The sequence below is a fragment of the Polymorphospora sp. NPDC050346 genome (assembly GCF_040655695.1).
GTDB classification, from domain to species: domain Bacteria; phylum Actinomycetota; class Actinomycetes; order Mycobacteriales; family Micromonosporaceae; genus Polymorphospora; species Polymorphospora lycopeni.
The window spans coordinates 17713-35080 of sequence record NZ_JBFAKM010000004.1; the positions used below are offsets into that span (position 1 = coordinate 17713).

12 protein-coding genes, 1 tRNA gene and 2 pseudogenes are annotated in these 17368 nt (G+C 74.0%); 14 read left to right on the plus strand and 1 reads right to left on the minus strand.

The features are described 5' to 3' along the window. The first annotated feature begins 1 nt into the window (after nt 1). The 5 genes and pseudogenes from AB0I42_RS05770 to AB0I42_RS05790 all read left to right on the plus strand — a co-directional run bounded on the left by AB0I42_RS05770 (nt 2) and on the right by AB0I42_RS05790 (nt 7719). A complete protein-coding gene (locus tag AB0I42_RS05770) occupies nt 2-1702 on the plus strand; it encodes a lipid II flippase MurJ (protein WP_357534536.1) in 1701 nt (566 codons plus the stop codon). After that, entirely contained in the window at nt 1699-2871 is a 1173-nt protein-coding gene (locus AB0I42_RS05775; protein ID WP_357534538.1) for a glycosyltransferase family 4 protein, read from the plus strand. The genes AB0I42_RS05770 and AB0I42_RS05775 overlap by 4 nt, the downstream gene beginning before the upstream one ends. Then, nucleotides 2871-5129 carry a hypothetical protein gene (locus AB0I42_RS05780; RefSeq protein WP_357534540.1) on the plus strand — a complete coding sequence of 753 codons (2259 nt, stop codon included), beginning with the start codon at nt 2871-2873 and terminating at the stop codon, nt 5127-5129. Before AB0I42_RS05775 ends, AB0I42_RS05780 begins: the two co-directional genes overlap by 1 nt. 137 nt (nt 5130-5266) lie before the next feature. Beyond that, nucleotides 5267-6940, plus strand: a pseudogene (locus tag AB0I42_RS05785) (CTP synthase); the annotation flags it as partial. A 149-nt stretch (nt 6941-7089) separates the two neighbouring features. Next, entirely contained in the window at nt 7090-7719 is a 630-nt protein-coding gene (locus tag AB0I42_RS05790) for an NUDIX hydrolase (protein WP_357534541.1), read from the plus strand. Nucleotides 7720-7786: 67 nt separating this feature from the next. Here the strand turns inward: AB0I42_RS05790 and AB0I42_RS05795 are convergent, their stop codons facing one another. Then, entirely contained in the window at nt 7787-8053 is a 267-nt protein-coding gene (locus AB0I42_RS05795; protein ID WP_212817211.1) for a TM2 domain-containing protein, read from the minus strand. Between the two features lie 324 nt (nt 8054-8377). Here AB0I42_RS05795 and ald point away from each other — a divergent pair, with 324 nt between their 5' ends. The 9 genes and pseudogenes from ald (at nt 8378) to AB0I42_RS05840 (ending at nt 17351) form a co-directional block, all read left to right on the plus strand. Further along, a complete protein-coding gene (gene ald / locus AB0I42_RS05800; RefSeq protein WP_357534543.1) occupies nt 8378-9493 on the plus strand; it encodes an alanine dehydrogenase in 1116 nt (371 codons plus the stop codon). Next, nucleotides 9490-10488 (plus strand): site-specific tyrosine recombinase XerD, encoded by a 999-nt coding sequence (locus tag AB0I42_RS05805; RefSeq protein ID WP_357534864.1) that lies wholly within the window; start codon nt 9490-9492, stop codon nt 10486-10488. The genes ald and AB0I42_RS05805 overlap by 4 nt, the downstream gene beginning before the upstream one ends. 294 nt (nt 10489-10782) lie before the next feature. Next, nucleotides 10783-11712 carry an AAA family ATPase gene (locus tag AB0I42_RS05810; protein ID WP_357534544.1) on the plus strand — a complete coding sequence of 310 codons (930 nt, stop codon included), beginning with the start codon at nt 10783-10785 and terminating at the stop codon, nt 11710-11712. 41 nt (nt 11713-11753) lie between these two features. Then, nucleotides 11754-12689 (plus strand): segregation/condensation protein A, encoded by a 936-nt coding sequence (locus AB0I42_RS05815; RefSeq protein ID WP_357534546.1) that lies wholly within the window; start codon nt 11754-11756, stop codon nt 12687-12689. Between the two features lie 689 nt (nt 12690-13378). Beyond that, nucleotides 13379-13930, plus strand: a pseudogene (gene scpB / locus AB0I42_RS05820) (SMC-Scp complex subunit ScpB); the annotation flags it as partial. After that, complete coding sequence (locus AB0I42_RS05825) at nt 13917-14657, plus strand: pseudouridine synthase (RefSeq protein WP_357534548.1); 741 nt, start codon at nt 13917-13919, stop codon at nt 14655-14657. The pseudogene scpB and the gene AB0I42_RS05825, both read left to right, overlap by 14 nt. Before the next feature lie 215 nt (nt 14658-14872). Then, entirely contained in the window at nt 14873-15553 is a 681-nt protein-coding gene (gene cmk, locus AB0I42_RS05830; RefSeq protein WP_357534549.1) for a (d)CMP kinase, read from the plus strand. A 58-nt stretch (nt 15554-15611) separates the two neighbouring features. After that, complete coding sequence (gene der, locus AB0I42_RS05835) at nt 15612-17027, plus strand: ribosome biogenesis GTPase Der (RefSeq protein ID WP_357534551.1); 1416 nt, start codon at nt 15612-15614, stop codon at nt 17025-17027. Between the two features lie 250 nt (nt 17028-17277). Next, a tRNA-Pro gene (locus tag AB0I42_RS05840) sits at nt 17278-17351 on the plus strand. The last annotated feature ends 17 nt before the right edge of the window (nt 17352-17368 follow it).

The window sequence follows — 17368 nt, forward strand, 5'->3', positions numbered from 1 at the left end:
CGTGGGCACGCCGGGTACGGTCACCGGCGCCGGTCGGATCGCCGGTGCCGCCGCGCTGATCGCCGTACTGACCGTCGCCAGCCGGCTGGCCGGGTTCGCCCGTACCGGGGTGTTCACCTGGGTCGTCGGCGGCACCGACCTCGGCGGCGTCTACCTGATCGCCAACACCGTCCCCAACATCATTTTCGAGATCGTGGCCGGCGGGGCGCTGGCCAGTCTCGTCGTACCGCTGCTGGCCGGCGCGATCGCGGCCGGCGACCGGGCCGCGGTCGCGGCCACCACCGGCGCCCTGCTCACCTGGACGGTCACCCTGCTGGTGCCGCTGGCCGTCGTCGTCGCCGTGTTCGCCGGGCCGATCGTCGCCGCGATCGCCAACGACCCGACCCCGGCCGAGGTCGCCGTCGGTGCCCGGATGCTGCGGATCTTCGCCCCGCAGTTGCCGCTGTACGGCATCGGGATCGTGCTCACCGGCGTGCTGCAGGCACACCGCCGGTTCGCCTGGCCGGTCATCGCCCCGCTGCTGTCCAGCGTCACCGTCATGGCCGCCTACCTCGTCTTCGCCGGCACCCAGGGCCGCGGCGTCGACATCGCCGGCGTCGACCTGGCCGGCGAACTGATCCTCGCCGTCGGCACCACCGCCGGGGTGGTCGTCCTGTCCCTGTCGCTGCTGATCCCGCTGCGCGCGCTGCGGCTGCGGCCGGCGCCGACGTACGCGTTCGACGCCGACGCCCGGCGCCGCATCGGCGGGCTGGCGGTGGCCGGTGCGGTCACCGTCGTCGGGCAGCAGGTCGCCCTGCTGGTGTCGCTCAACCTGGTCTCCGGCGGCGCGACCGGCGTCGGCGCCGTCGTGCCCTACAACCTGGCCCAGACGATCTACCTGCTGCCGTGGTCGGTGCTGGCGGTGCCGCTCGCGGTCGCCGCCTACCCGACGCTGGCGGCCGCGCACACCACCGGCGACGAGGACGGCTACCGGGCCACCCTCGCCCCGACGGTCCGGCGGGTGCTGCTGCTGAGCGCGCTCGGCGCCGCCGCGCTGACCGCCGTCGCCCGCCCGGTCGCCCAGTTCTTCTTCACCGGGGTGGCCGCCGAACAGGCCGCCGCCGGCATCGTCGGGTTCGCCCCCGGACTGCTCGGTTACGGCCTGTTCGCGGTGCTGTCCCGGGCGCTGTACGCCCGCGGCGACACCCGCGCCGCCGCCGTGGCGACCGGCCTCGGCTGGCTCGCCGTACCGGCCGCCGCCGTGCTGCTGGCCGCGGCCGTACCCGACGACCAGCGGGTGCCGGCGGTGACCGGCGCCAACTCGGTCGGGATGGTCGTGCTCGGCGCGGTGCTGGTCGTCGCCGTCGCCCGCCGGGCCGGCCCGGGCACCGTCGCCGGCCTGCCCCGGGCGGCCGGCGTCGCCCTGCTGGCCGGTGGCCTCGCCGCGCTGGCCGGTACGGTGGTCGGCAACTGGCTGGCCGGGGCGGGCCTGAGCCTCTGGCCTGCGGCGGACGCCGGCGGCGGCACCCCGGCGCACACCGTCGCACTGCTGCAGGGCATGCTTGCCGGAGCCGTCGTGGCGCTCGTGTTCGCCGGTGTCGCCTACCCGCTGGACCGCCACGACCTGCGTCCGATGGTGGCAGCGGTCGGGCGCCGGCTGCGCGGGGGCCGTCGCGACGGCCCCGACCGGCACGACGACGCAGAGGGGACGGATCCGCGGTGACCGAGGCGGACGCAACGGTTACGCACTTCACGGGCGCGGTGGCGCTCGTCCTCGCCTCCAGCACCGGCGGCGTCGGCCAGCACGTCGCCTCCGTCGCCCGCGGGCTGGCCACCGCCGGCGCCTCCGTCACCGTGTGCGGCCCCGCCGACACCGAGGAACAGTTCCGGTTCACCGCGGCCGGGGCCCGCTTCGTCGCGGTGGAGATCCCGGCCAACCCGACCCCGGCCGACGGGCGCGCGGTCGCCGCGCTGCGCCGGGTGCTCGCCGGGCCGGTCGACGTCGTACACGCCCACGGGCTGCGCGCCGGCCTGGTCGCCGCCCTGGCCCGGCCCGCCCAGCCGCTCGTCGTCACCTGGCACAACGCGGTCCTCGCCACCGGCCTGCGCGGGCGGGTGTCGCGGCTGGTCGAGCGGGTCGTCGCCCGCGCCGCCCGGGTCGCGCTCGGCGCCTCGCAGGACCTCGTCGACCGGGCCCGCGCGCTCGGCGCCCGCGACGCCCGGCTCGCGCCGGTCGCCGCGCCGGCCCTGCCCGCGCCACGGCGCAGCCGGTCCGCCGTACGCGCCGAGTTCGGCGTCGCCGCCGGCCAGCCGCTGATCGTCTCGGTGGGCCGGCTGCACCCGCAGAAGCGCTACGACATCCTCGTCGACGCCGCCGCCCGCTGGCGGTCCCTGGACCCGCCGCCGGTCGTGGTGATCGCCGGCAGCGGCCCCAGCTACATCCAGCTCGCCGCCCGGGTCTCCGCCTCCCGGGCCCCGGTCACCCTGCTCGGGCACCGCACCGACATCGCCGACCTGCTCGCCGGCGCCGACCTGGCCCTGGTCACCAGCGACTGGGAGGCCCGGCAACTCTTCGCCCAGGAGGCGCTGCACGCCGGGGTGCCACTGGTCGCGACCGAGGTCGGCGGCATCCCCGACCTCGTCGGCGACGCCGCCGTGCTGGTGCCGCCCGGCGACGTCGACGCCGTCGACACGGCCGTACGCGACCTGCTCGCCGACGACGACCGCCGGGCCGAACTCGGCCGGCTGGGTCCGGCGCGGGCCGCCACCTGGGCGCGTGAGGCCGACACCGTCGCGGAGCTCGCGGCCGTCTACGCCGAACTGGTCCCGGCCGGCGGGGGCGTCGCCGAACCGCGGGCCGGCGACGGTGGTACGGCCGGAGGACGCGCCTGATGCTGCGTCGCGTCCTGCCGATCCTGCTGACCGCCCTGGTGGTGGTCACCGCGATCGCGGCCCTGGTGGTACGGCCGGCCACCGGCGCGCCGCAGGGCTCCGCCGACTACGCGGTCGTCGTCGGGGTCGCCGGGCTGCGCTGGGACGACGTCAGCCAGGAGAACACCCCGACGTTGTGGGCGATGGCCGAACGCGGCTCGATCGGCTCGCTGGCCGTACGCTCGGCCCGCAAACCGACGTGCCCCGTCGACGGCTGGCTCACCCTGGGCGCCGGCAGCTACGCCGCCTGGGACGCCGACCCCGTCACCGGCGAGTGCCCGCCGTCGGACGTGGCCGTCGAGCAGCCCGACGGCATCGGCGCCAACCTGCCCGACCAGCGCACCGCGGTCCGCTACAACCAGGAGCGGCTGCCGTGGGGGACCGTGCCGGGGGCGCTGGCCGAGTCGATGCGCTGCACCGTCGCGGTCGGCCCGGGCGCCGCCGTCGCCGCCGCCCGCCCGTTCGGCCGGGTCGACCGGTACGAGCCGGAGCTGCCCGCCGACCCGGGCGACCTGCTGGCGTCGTGCGTACTGAGCATCGTCGACCTCGGCACGGTCAGCGGCGAGGATCCGGCGGAGCGGGCCGCGGCCGCCGCCCGCGCCGACGCCGAGCTGGCCCGGGTCCGCGACGCCCGGCCGGACCGGTCGCTGGTGCTGGTCGCCGGGGTCTCCGACACCGACCAGTCGTCGCGGCTGCACGTCGCGGTCGCCGACGGCCCGGGCTGGGAGGCGGGCTGGCTGACCTCGGCCAGCACCCAGCGCGACGGCTACCTGCAACTGGTCGACATCGCCCCGACCGTCGTCGCCGTGCTCGGCCGGCCGATGCCGGAGCGGCTCTTCGTCGGCCACCCCGCCAGCACCGTCGCCGGCCGCCCCGCCGACCTGCCGGAGGCGGTCGTCGCCCCCAACGACGCCGACCGGGAGGCCCGCGCCCAGCGGACCGTCGCCGACTGGTTCTTCGGCCTGCTCGCCGTCCTCCAGGTGCTGCTGGCCGTCGCCGTGGTGCCGCTGCTGCGCCGGGCCCGGCCGCACGGCGGGCCGCCCGGTCCGGCGCCGGTGCCGCCACGGCTCGTGGCCGTCGTCGAGGTGCTGCTGGTCGCGGCGGCACTGGCGATCCCGGCCGCCCTGCTGGCCGACGTCGTGCCCTGGTGGCGGGCCACCCACGCCGGGCTGCTCTTCGGCGCGGTGGCGCTGGTCACGCTGGCGCTGGCGACCGCGGTGGTGCGGCTGAGCCGGCCGTACCCGGCCACGCTCGGACCGATGGGTACGGCGGCGACGATCGCCGCCGTCGTGGTCGGCGTCGACGTGCTCACCGGCGCCCAGCTGCAACTCAACGGCGTCACCGGCTACTCCGCGCTGGAGGGCGGCCGGTACGCCGGTGTCGGCGTGGTCGGCCTCGGCGTCTTCGTCGCCGGGGTGCTGCTCGCCGCCGGCTGCCTGGCCCAGCAGGTACGACGTACGTGGCGGCCGGCGGTCATGGTCGCCGTCGGCGGGATCGGGGTGGTCGTCGTCGGCAGCCCCTATCTGGGCGCCGACCCGGTCGGCGCGGTGGCGCTGACGGCCGGGGTCGCCATCGCCGCGGCGATCAGCACGGGCGGCTGGCTCAGCCTGGCCCGGGTCGCCTGGGCGACGATGGCCGGGCTGGCGGTCACGGCCGGGTTCGCGGTGATCGACCTGCGCCGGCCGGTCGCCGAGCGGGGCAGCCTCGGCCGGTTCCTCGGCGCGCTCGGTGACGGCACCAGCGGGATGACCGTGCAGCGTACGGCGACCGCGAACATGGAGGCGCTGGTCGGCAGCTCGCTGACGGTGATCGCGCTGGTCGGCGCGGTGCTGGTGTGGTTCGCGCTGCTGCGTACCTGGGGTGGCCTGAAGCGGCTGTTCGGCATCTACCCGGCGGTCCGGGCCGGGATGGGCGGTATCGCGGTCGCCACCGTGATCGGCGGCGTGATGGGCGGCTCGGCGTTCAACGTGGCGGGCGCGGCGGCGGCGACGACGGTGCCGCTGGCGGCGCTGGCCGCGTTGCGGGTGCTCGGCCACTCCGCCGACCGGACGAGGCCGCCGGTGCTGCCGCTGGTCGACGATCCGGCGTCGGCGTCGCCGGCCGGCGGGTCCGGCGGCGTGGGCGCGGCGGCCGGGCCGGCGGCGGAGACCGCCGACGGCGGGCCGGACGGGCCCCGGCCCGACGCCCCGACCAGGGACGTTCCGGTCGGATCACCGTGAGCGACGGCCCTGACCTGCCGCGAGGCGGGCGTCGGGGGCCCGACCCGAGGTGTTAGGGTGGAATCCCGTGGATGGCGTGATCACATTCCTGATCCGCTGGTCTGCACTACTGCAACAGACGACCACGGGAGCAGGCGTTGGCCCCTTCAGCACGGACGACCAGGCACATCTTCGTCACCGGGGGCGTTGCCTCCTCGCTCGGAAAGGGCCTGACCGCCTCCAGCCTCGGTAACCTGCTCACCGCCCGTGGGCTGCGGGTCGTGATGCAGAAGCTCGACCCCTATCTGAACGTCGACCCGGGGACGATGAACCCGTTCCAGCACGGTGAGGTCTTCGTCACCGACGACGGGGCGGAGACCGACCTCGACGTCGGGCACTACGAGCGGTTCCTCGACCGGGACCTGTCCGGCAAGGCGAACGTGACCACCGGCCAGATCTACTCGGCGGTGATCGCCAAGGAGCGGCGCGGCGAGTACCTCGGCGACACCGTCCAGGTGATCCCGCACATCACCAACGAGATCAAGGCCCGCATCCTCGCGATGGGCGACCCGGACGAGGACGGCCGAACACCCGATGTCGTGATCACCGAGGTCGGCGGCACGGTCGGCGACATCGAGTCGCTGCCGTTCCTGGAGGCGATCCGGCAGGTCCGCCACGACCTCGGCCGGGACAACTGCTTCTACCTGCACGTCTCGCTGGTGCCCTACCTGGCGCCGTCCGGGGAGCTGAAGACCAAGCCGACCCAGCACTCGGTCGCCCAGCTGCGCAACATCGGTATCCAGCCGGACGCGATCGTGTGCCGGTCGGACCGGGAGATCCCGGACAAGCTCAAGCACAAGCTGTCGCTGTACTGCGACGTCGACCGGGAGGCGGTCATCGCCGCACCCGACGCGCCCAGCATCTACGACATCCCGAAGGTGCTGCACCGTGAGGGCCTCGACGCCTACGTCGTACGCCGGCTCGGGCTGTCGTTCCGGGACGTGGCCTGGAGCGGCTGGGACGACCTGCTCGACCGGGTGCACCACCCGCACCACACGGTGACGGTGGCGCTGGTCGGCAAGTACGTCGACCTGCCCGACGCCTACCTGTCGGTCAGCGAGGCGATCCGGGCGGCCGGCTTCCACCACCGGGCGCGGGTGCAGCTGCGATGGGTGCCCAGCGACGACTGCGTCGACCCGGCCGGGGCGGCGGCCGCGCTGTCCGGCGTCGACGGGATCGTGATCCCCGGCGGCTTCGGCGTACGCGGCATCGAGGGCAAGGTCGGCGCGGCCCGCTTCGCGCGGGAGAACCGGGTGCCGATCCTCGGGCTGTGCCTCGGCCTGCAGTGCATGGCGATCGAGGTGGCCCGCCACGCGGCCGGCCTCGACGGGGCGAACTCGCTGGAGTTCGACGACCAGGCCACCCACCCGGTGATCTCGACGATGGCCGACCAGACCGACATCGTCGCCGGCAAGGGCGACCTCGGCGGCACGATGCGGCTGGGGGCGTACGACGCGAAGCTGGCCGAGGGGTCGATCGTCGCGCAGGCGTACGGCACCACGAAGGTCAGCGAGCGGCACCGGCACCGCTACGAGGTCAACAACGCCTACCGGGACGCGTTGACCGAGGCGGGGCTGCGGATCTCCGGCACGTCGCCGGACGGCCGGCTGGTGGAGTTCGTCGAACTCGACCGCGACCTGCACCCGTTCTTCGTCGCCACCCAGGCGCATCCGGAGCTGAAGAGCCGGCCGACCCGGCCGCACCCGCTGTTCGCGGCGTTCGTCGGCGCGGTCGTCAGGTACGCCTCGGCCGACCAGTTGCCGGTCGACCTCGGCGGCCCGCAGGAGGCCCGGCCCGGCGTCGAGGCATCGGAGCCGCCGGCGGTGCCGGGCGCGGTCGACCCGCACACCGGCGTCGCCGCGGACGGGTCGGTGGAGTTCGCCGGCCGCAACGGCGCCGCGAAGCCGGCGAAGGCCGGCAGGTGAGCACGCCGGACGGCGGGCACGTCTTCGAGGTCCGGTCCAGCGTCGAGCGGTTCGACGGGCCGGTGTTCTCGGTCGTCACCGACGAGGTGACGATGCCCGGCGGCGGGGTCGCGGCCCGTGACTACGTACGGCACGTCGGCGCGGTCGGTGTGGTCGCGCTCGACGCCGACGGCAGGGTGGTGCTGGTCGAGCAGTACCGGCATCCGGTGCGGCGGCGGCTGTGGGAGCTGCCGGCGGGCCTGATCGACGTGCAGGGGGAGGGGCTGCCCGAGGCGGCGCTGCGCGAGCTGGCGGAGGAGGCCGACCTGCGGGCCGGCCGGATCGACGTGCTCGCCGACCTGCACACCTCGCCGGGCTGTTCGAACGAGATGATCCGGGTCTTTCTGGCCCGGGACCTGACGCCGGTTCCCGACGGGGAGCGGCACGAGCGGCACGGCGAGGAGGCCACGATGCGGGTGGCGCGGGTGGACCTCGACGAGGCGGTGGCGATGGTCTTCACCGGCGCGCTGACGAACGCGGCGGCGGTGGGTGGTCTGCTGGCCGCCGCGCGGGCCCGCGACGCCGGGTGGGCGCCGCTGCGGCCGGCCGACGCGCCGTTGCCCACGGCCGGCGCCGGCGAGCGGTAGCCGCGCCGGGGGTTTCGCGCCCCCGGGGGTCGACGGGTTGCTCCGTCACCCCCGGGGGCGTTTCGCGTCAGTCCCGCAGGGGGCGTCCCTGCGCGTCGGTACCGCCGTTGACAAGGATGAGGATGCCGTCGATGAGGCCCCAGAGCGAGCCGAGACCGCAGGTGATAAGGGTGACGACGAGCTGGAGTACGCCGGTCTTGGTGTCGCCGATGTAGAACCGCCCGACGCCGAAGCCGCCGAGGAAGATGCCGAGCAAGCCGGCCACCAGCTTGCTTTTGTCCGAGTAGCCGCCGGCCGCGCCGGGGTACTGACCCGGGTATTGAGGGTTAGTCATGAGGCGGGAGCATAGTGATCTAGCCTCTCCGTGTCAGTGTGGAAATGCGGCACGTTTCCTGAATTGTTAAGAAGATCCCAGTACGGTTCATGTCGGATGACCGACGCGAACGGCCGTGAGCTGCCGCAAAGGGCTTGCCGACGGGTTGCCCGCCGCCCGGGTGGCGGCACCCCGGCCGGGGTAACAAGATGTCAGGCGACGGGGCGGTTGGATACCAGCCTGATGCCCGACCGGCGCAGGCTATCGGTTCTAGACTGCCGCGGTCAGGTTCGGCGCAGACGGGCAACGAGGCGCGTCCGCCGCACGGATTGAGGGGTGTGCGTTGTGAAGGTCGGAATCCCGCGCGAGATCAAGAATCACGAGTACCGCGTGGCGATCACCCCCGCGGGGGTCCACGAGTTCACCCGCAACGGCCACCAGGTCTACGTCGAGACCGGCGCCGGCCTCGGCTCGTCGATCACCGACGACGAGTTCGCCGCCGCCGGCGCGACCATCGCGCCCAGCGCCGACGAGGTGTGGCAGACCGCCGAACTGGTCCTGAAGGTCAAGGAGCCGATCACCGAGGAGCACCACCGGATGCGTCCCGGCCAGGTGCTGTTCACCTACCTGCACCTGGCCGCCTCCAAGGAGTGCACCGACGCCCTGATCGACCGGAAGGTCACCGGGATCGCGTACGAGACCGTCGAACTGCCCGACCGGTCGCTGCCGCTGCTCGCCCCGATGTCCGAGGTCGCCGGCCGCCTCGCCCCCCAGGTCGGGGCGTACCACCTGATGCGCTCCGGCGGCGGGCGCGGCGTGCTCATGGGCGGCGTCCCCGGCGTCTACGCGGCCAAGGTCGTCGTCATCGGCGCCGGTGTCTCCGGCATGAACGCCGCCGCCATCGCGCTCGGCATGCAGGCCGAGGTGCTGCTGCTGGACAAGAACATCGCCCGGCTGCGCGACGCCGACGCCGACTACCGCGGCCACCTGCAGACCGTCGCCTCCAACGCGTACGAGATCGAGCGGGCCGTCATCGACGCCGACCTGGTCATCGGCGCGGTCCTGGTGCCCGGCGCCAAGGCCCCGACCCTGATCTCCAACGAGCTGGTGTCCCGGATGAAGCCCGGCAGCGTACTGGTCGACATCTCCATCGACCAGGGCGGCTGCTTCGAGGACTCCCGCCCCACCACCCACGCCGACCCGGTCTACAAGGTCCACGACTCGCTGTTCTACTGCGTGGCCAACATGCCCGGCGCCGTCCCACACACCAGCACGTACGCGCTGACCAACGTCACCCTGCCGTACGCGCTGGAACTGGCCAACCGCGGCTGGCGCGACGCGTTGCGCCGCGACCCCGCCCTCGCCCTGGGCCTGAACACCCACGACGGCCAGGTCACCTACGGCCCGGTCGCCGAGGCCCACGGCATGACCACCCTGCCGCTCGCGGAGGTGCTCGCCTGACGGCGTCGACCACGGCCGCCCAGGCCGGTGACCGGCCAGTCCCGGCACCGGCCCTGCGGCGTGCGGTCCGCACCTATCTCGACCACCTGACCGTCGAGCGCGGCCTGTCGGCGAACACCCTCACCTCTTACCGGCGGGACCTGGACCGCTACCTCGACACGCTGGCGGCCGACGGCGTCGACGACCTCGCCGCGATCGGGCCGGCCCAGGTCGCCGCGCATGTCGCCCGGCTGCGCGAGGGCGACACCGACCACCCGCCGCTGTCGGCCGCCTCCGCCGCCCGGGCCGCCAGCGCCGTACGCGGGCTGCACCGCTTCGCCGTACGCGAGGGACTCGTCGGCCACGACGCCAGCCGCGACGTACGCCCACCGGCACCGCCGCGCCGGCTGCCGAAGGCGCTCGACGTCACCGAGGTGGTCGCCCTGCTGGAGGCCGCCGGCCCGGACGGCACCGCCGCCGACGCCGCCCCGCTCGGCCTGCGCGACCGGGCCCTGCTGGAGTTCCTGTACGGCACCGGCGCGCGGATCTCCGAGGCGGTCGGTGCCGCCGTCGACGACCTCGACCTGCCGGCCGGCACCGCCACCCTGCACGGCAAGGGCGGCCGGACCCGGCTGGTGCCGATCGGCGGCTACGCCGTCGCCGCCCTGCACGCCTACCTGGTCCGGGCCCGGCCCGGCCTGGTCGCCGCCGGCCGGGGCACCCCGGCGGTCTTCCTCAACGCCCGGGGCGGGCCGCTGTCGCGGCAGAGCGCCTGGACCATCCTGCGCCGGGCCGCGCAACGTGCCGATCTGCCCGTCGAGGGGGCCCGGGCGGTGTCGCCGCACACCCTGCGTCACTCGTACGCCACGCACCTGCTCGACGGCGGCGCCGACGTACGGGTCGTGCAGGAACTGCTCGGCCACGCCTCGGTGACCACCACCCAGGTCTACACCCTGGTGACCGTCGACCGGCTCCGTGAGGTGTACGCCACTTCCCACCCCCGCGCCCGCGGGTGACCACCGGCCCGATCCGCCCGGTGACCACGGGCCGGACCCGTTTCACCGGAGTGTCGACACGCCGACCCGGTGCCGGCGGAGGTCCCCGGACGTGGCGTACAGTCGCAGGCGGCGCGAGCGTCGCCGGCGGTGGCAACGGGAGGCTCGCCACGCCGTGAAGGTCACCACCGGTACGCAGGTGACACCGGAACGACGGTGGCACCGGACCCGGGGGTGCGGCCACGGCAGCGGGGTGTTCCAAGGCTCCGGTCGGGTCCGGCGCGCGGCGGTCGTCGGGAGGGGGCGTGACGTTCAATGGCTGGCAACGGTGACCGGGCCGAGGCGTGGACCTCCAGCCTCCGCGAACAGCAGGCCGGCCTGGACCTCGGCGCCGAACTCGGCCCCGCCGACCCGGCCGCCTACACGATGCGCAAGCCCATCCCCGAACCGATGCCCACCGACCGGCACGGCCCAGCCCGCATCATCGCGATGGCCAACCAGAAGGGCGGCGTCGGCAAGACCACGACGACGATCAACCTGGGCGCCGCGCTGGCCGAATACGGCCGCAAGGTCCTGCTCGTCGACTTCGACCCGCAGGGAGCCCTCTCCGTCGGTCTCGGCGTCAACCCGCACAACCTCGACCTGTCGGTCTACAACCTGCTGATGCAGGACGACGTCACCGCCGAGGACGTCCTGATCAAGACCGACGTGGCCGGCCTGCACCTCCTGCCGGCCAACATCGACCTGTCGGCGGCGGAGATACAGCTCGTCAACGAGGTCGCCCGCGAGATGGCGCTGGCCCGGGTGCTGCGCACCATCCGCAAGGAATACGACTACATCCTCATCGACTGCCAGCCGTCGCTGGGCCTGCTCGCCATCAACGCGCTCACCGTCGCCAACGGCGTGCTGATCCCGCTGGAATGCGAGTTCTTCAGCCTGCGCGGGGTCGCGCTGCTGCTGGACACCATCGACAAGGTGCGCGAACGGCTCAACTTCGACCTCGAACTCGAAGGCATCCTCGCCACCATGTACGACAGCCGCACCACCCACTGCCGGCAGGTGCTGCAACGCGTCGTGGAGGCGTTCGGTGACAAGGTCTACCAGACCGTCATCACCAAGACCGTCAAGTTCCCCGAGTCCACCGTCGCCGGCGCCCCGATCACCACGCTCGACCCGGCCTCGTCCGGAGCGCGCAACTACCGGCAACTGGCCCGCGAGGTGATCGCGCAGCAGTCCGCCCGTTGACCGCAGCGGAGGCCCCGATCACAGTGCACTACGGTCAGCAGGTGACCGCCCCCGACGCCGTACCCGCAGCACCGCCGGGCAGCGACCCGACGGCCGGGCCGGGCGGCGACGAGGCCGGCACCGGGTTCACGGTACGGCTGGAGAACTTCACCGGCCCGTTCGACCTGCTGCTGCAACTCATCGGCAAACACAAGCTCGACGTCACCGAGGTCGCCCTGCACCGGGTCACCGACGAGTTCATCGCCTACATCCGGGCGATGGGCGACGAATGGGACCTCGACGAGGCCAGCGAGTTCCTGCTGGTCGCCGCGACCCTCCTCGACCTGAAGGCGGCCCGGCTGCTGCCCGCCGCCGACGTCGAGAACGAGGAGGACCTCGCCCTGCTCGAGGCGCGCGACCTGCTCTTCGCCCGGCTGCTGCAGTACAAGGCGTTCAAGGAGGCCGCCGCGCACATCGCCGAACTCGAGGCGGTCGGCGCCCGCCGCTACCCGCGGGCGGTCACCCTCGAGGACCGGTACGCCCAGGCGCTGCCCGAACTCGTCCTCGGCGTCGGCCCGCAGCGGCTGCTGAAACTCGCCGTCAAGGCGATGACACCGAAACCGGTGCCGGTGGTGTCGATCGCGCACATCCACCAGGTCCGGGTCAGCGTCCGCGAACACGCCGCGATCCTGCGCGACCGGCTGCGACGGGCCGGCACCGCCACCTTCGACGTGCTCTGCGCCGACTGCGAGTCGACGCTGGAGGTGGTGGCGAGGTTCCTGGCCCTGCTGGAGCTCTACCGCGAGGGCCTGGTCGACTTCACCCAGGTGCAGGCGCTGGGGGAGCTGACCGTGCGGTGGAACGGCGGCCAGGACGCCGGCGCCGAACTGGACATCGACGAGTACGCCGGCACCCCGGCCGCCGAGGACGGCCCGACCGCGGGCGGCGCCCCGGAGCCGGCCGGCGCCGATGGGCGGGACGGGGAGGAGGCACGGTGAACGGCGACGAGCGCCGGGAGTCACTGGCCGAACAGGCGGCGGCGTGGGTGCCGCCGTGGGAACGGACCGCCGCCCCCCACAAGCCCGACGAGCAGGCCGACCCGGCTGAAGCCGACCCCGGGCCGGACGACCAGGCTCCGGCCGACCACGGGCCAGACGACCAGGCTTCCGCCGACTCCGGCCCGGACGACCGGGCTCCGGCCGGGACGGTCTCCGTCGACGTCTCCGGCGCCGGGCCGGACGGTGCGGCACCGGCCGGCGAGCCCGCGGAACCGCTCCCCGGTGTGGGCCCGGTCACCGACGTCGACGCCGACCCGACCACCGGCACCGCGACGACGCCCGCCGAACCGGTCGAGCCGTCGACCGAGCCGAGTGAACCGGTCGAGTCGAGCGGACCGACCGAGGCGACCGGACCCGCCGCACCGGCGGTCCGGGACGAGCCCGCCGTACCGGACGAGCCCACCCCGCCGGCCGTGCGGGACCGGCCCGCCGCCGAGGACCCGCCACCGGCCGGGGAACCCGAGCCGACCGACCCCACGGGCGGGGACGCCGCGACGGCCGGCGAGCCCAACGGCTCCGGCCCGCCGGCGCAACCGGCCGCCGGACCGGAGCCGGCGGTGCCCGTACCGGGAAGGAAGGGCAACCGGACCGCGGCGCGCGACCGGCGACCCGAACCCGAACTGCCGGCCCTGGCCGACGACGCCGAGCTGCGCGGCGCCCTGGAGGCGATCCTGCTGGTCGTCGACCAGCCGGTCGCCGACGTCGTCCTCGCCCAGGTGCTGGAGCAGCCGACCGCCCGGGTCACCGCGACCCTGGAACGGATCTCGGCCGACTACACCGCCGCCGGACACGGCTTCGAACTGCGCCGCGCCGCCGGCGGCTGGCGGCTCTACACCCGGCCGGAATACGCCGCCTACGTCGAACGGTTCGTCCTCGACGGGCAGTCCGTCCGGCTCACCCAGGCCGCGCTGGAGACCCTCGCCGTGGTCGCCTACAAGCAGCCGGTGACCCGGTCGCGGATCTCCGCCATCCGGGGTGTCAACTGTGACGGGGTGCTCCGTACCCTGGTGACACGCGGACTCGTCGAGGAATGCGGCACCGAGTCCGAAACCGGGGCGTTCCTCTACCGGACGACCGTGCTGTTCCTGGAGAAACTGGGACTCGACACGGTCGACCAACTGCCGCCGCTCGCCCCGTTCCTGCCCGACGACGTGGAAGAGATAGCCGATGCCCAGCGATGAGACCCGCGGCCCCGAACGCCTCCAGAAGGTGCTCGCCGCCGCCGGGGTGGGATCCCGCCGCGCCTGCGAAGACCTGATCTTCCGCCGCCGGGTCACCGTCGACGGGCGGGTCGCGCAACTCGGCGACAAGGCCGACCCCAGGGTCGCCGAGATCCGCGTCGACGGCGAACGTCTGATCACCGACACCCGGCTGGTCTACCTGGCGCTGAACAAGCCCCGCGGCGTCGTCTCGACCATGGACGACGAGAAGGGCCGCACCGCGCTCGCCGACTTCCTCGACCGGGTCGAGGAGCGGGTCTACCACGTCGGGCGGCTCGACGCCGACAGCGAGGGCCTGCTGCTGCTCACCAACGACGGCACCCTGGCCAACAAGCTCATGCACCCGTCGTACGGGGTGCAGAAGACCTACCTGTGCGAGGTGGCCGGCCCGGTGCCGAAGAACCTCGGCAAGCGGCTCATGGCCGGCGTGGAGCTGTCGGACGGGCCGGCGCGGCTCGACGCGTTCCGGGTCGTCGACAGCCTCGGCCGCACCGCCCAGGTCGAGGTGACCCTGCACGAGGGCCGCAAGCACATCGTGCGGCGGCTGCTGGACGAGGTCGGCCACCCGGTGTCCCGGCTGATCCGCACCTCGATCGGCCCGATCCGCCTCGGCGACCTGCGACCCGGCCGCAACCGCCGGCTCACCAACGCCGAGGTCGCCGCCCTCTTCAAGGCCGTCGACGACTGACCTTCGCCCACCCCGCCCGCAGGCGGGGCCCCGCCGTGCCCGCTGACGTGCGGCGACGCCTTCCGGCCGGCCCGCGGCGCCGGCCCGGCCACCGGTTGCCGGTGGCCGGCGTCGGTGCGTTCGGCGTACCGGGGCATGATGGACCAGGGAAACGGGCAGTCCGTGGGTGTCGGAACCGGTGAGTCCGTGGATATCGAGACCGGCTAGGAGGAACGGTGGCGGAAAAGGTACGGGCCGGGCGATGTGTGATCGCCCTGGACGGGCCGTCCGGTTCGGGTAAGTCCACCGTCTCCCGCCGGCTGGCGGACGCGCTCGGCGCCCGCTACCTCGACACCGGCGCGATGTACCGGGCGGTCACCTGGGCGGTGCTGCGCAGCGACGTCGACCCGCAGGACGCCGACTCGGTGGCGAAGGTGGCCGCCGAACTCGACCTCGAGATCGGGACCGACCCGCACGTGGCGCGCGTACGCGTCGACGACACCCCGGTCGAGACCGACATCCGGGGCCCGGAGGTCACCGCCGCGGTCTCCGCGGTGTCCGCCGTACCCGCCGTCCGCAAGCTCATGGTCGCCCGCCAACGGGAGATCATCGCGGCGGCCGGCTGGATCGTCGTCGAGGGCCGGGACATCGCCGCGGTGGTCGCTCCCGACGCCGAGCTGAAGGTCTACCTGACCGCGTCCGCCGACGCCCGCGCGCGGCGACGCAGCGCCGAGTACGCCACCGACGTCGACGCCACCGCCGCCGACCTGGCCCGCCGGGACCGGCTCGACTCCACCCGGGTCGCCGACCCGCTACGGCAGTCGGTGGACGCGGTGGAACTGGACACCACCGAGATGGGCATCGACGAGGTCGTCGCCTACCTGCGGCAGCTCGTGGCCACCAAGGTGTCGCTGTGAGCGGTTTCGCGGTGTGTGCCGCCGCAGGAGGATGGAGCGAGGGTATGGGTGGGCTCAGGTGACCGACCGGGACGAGTGGGACGAGTGGGTAGAGCTGGAGGAGGAGTCCGAGGCCGACACCGGTGAGCCGACCGGTCCCGTTCCGGTCGTCGCCGTGGTGGGACGGCCGAACGTCGGCAAGTCGACCCTGGTCAACCGGATCATCGGACGGCGGCAGGCGGTCGTCGAGGACACCCCCGGGGTGACCCGCGACCGGGTGCCGTACGACGCCCAGTGGATCGGCCGCCAGTTCACGGTGGTCGACACCGGCGGCTGGGAACCCGACGCCAAGGACCGGGCCGCCGCGATCGCCGCGCAGGCCGAGATCGCGATCGGCACCGCCGACGTCGTCGTCTTCGTCGTCGACGCCGTCGTCGGCTCCACCGACGTCGACGAGGCCGCCGTACGGATGCTGCGCCGCAGCGCCAAGCCGGTGCTGCTGGTCGCCAACAAGGTCGACAACTCGGCCCTGGAGGTCGAGGCGACGTCGCTGTGGTCGCTCGGACTCGGCGAACCACACCCGGTGTCGGCCCTGCACGGCCGCGGCTCCGGAGACCTGCTCGACGCGATCATCAAGGCGATGCCGGAGGCGCCACCGGTCAGCGAGCCCGGCGTACGCGGCCCGCGCCGGGTCGCCCTCGTCGGCCGACCGAACGTCGGCAAGTCGAGCCTGCTCAACCGGGTGTCGCGCGAGGAGCGGGCGGTCGTCGACTCGGTCGCCGGCACCACCGTCGACCCGGTCGACAGCCTGGTCGAGATGGGCGGCCAGCCGTGGCAGTTCGTCGACACCGCCGGGCTGCGCAAGCGGGTGAGCCAGGCCAGCGGCACCGAGTACTACGCCAGCCTGCGGACCGCGGGCGCCATCGAGGCGGCCGAGGTCGCCGTCGTACTCCTCGACGCCGCCGAACCGATCAGCGAGCAGGACCAGCGGATCCTGACGATGGTGATCGAGGCCGGCCGGGCCCTGGTGATCGCCTTCAACAAGTGGGACCTGGTCGACGCCGACCGGCGCTACTACCTCGACAAGGAGATCGACCGGGAACTGAAGCGGATCCCGTGGGCGATCCGGGTGAACATCTCGGCGAAGACCGGACGGGCCGTCGAGAAGCTCGCTCCCGCCCTGCGTACCGCGCTGGAGAGCTGGGAGACCCGGGTACCGACCGGGCAGCTCAACCAGTGGCTGACCGCGCTGGTGCAGGCGACCCCGCACCCGGTGCGAGGCGGCCGGGCACCCCGGATCCTCTTCGCGACCCAGGCCGGGGTGGCGCCGCCGCGGTTCGTGTTGTTCACCACGGGGCCGCTGGACGCCGGCTACCAGAGGTTCGTCGAGCGCAAGCTGCGCGAGGAGTTCGGCTTCGCCGGCAGTCCGGTGGAGGTCTCCGTACGCCCCCGCAAGCGCCTGGGCCCCGGCGGCCGAGGCAAAGCCCACGGCTGACGCTCTTTCGCCTTTTGCCCACCGCCCTGGCCCTTGATCCGCGTGATCAGGGACCAGGGCGGGCGTGTCTCCGGTGTGCCTGGGGTCAGGATCCTTGATCAGGCTCTTTCGTTGATACCTAGCCTCCTAGGATGGTCTAGGGGGTGTGCGGTGGGCGGGGTGACGCGCGGGAGGGGGATACGGATGCGCGCCGCCGAAAGGTCTGCGCTACGCTGTACCGGCTGCCGCAAGGGGGACCATGCGACAGCAACGGGACGTGGCGCAGCTTGGTAGCGCACTTGACTGGGGGTCAAGGGGTCGTCGGTTCGAATCCGGCCGTCCCGACGCAGGTCAGAGGGCTG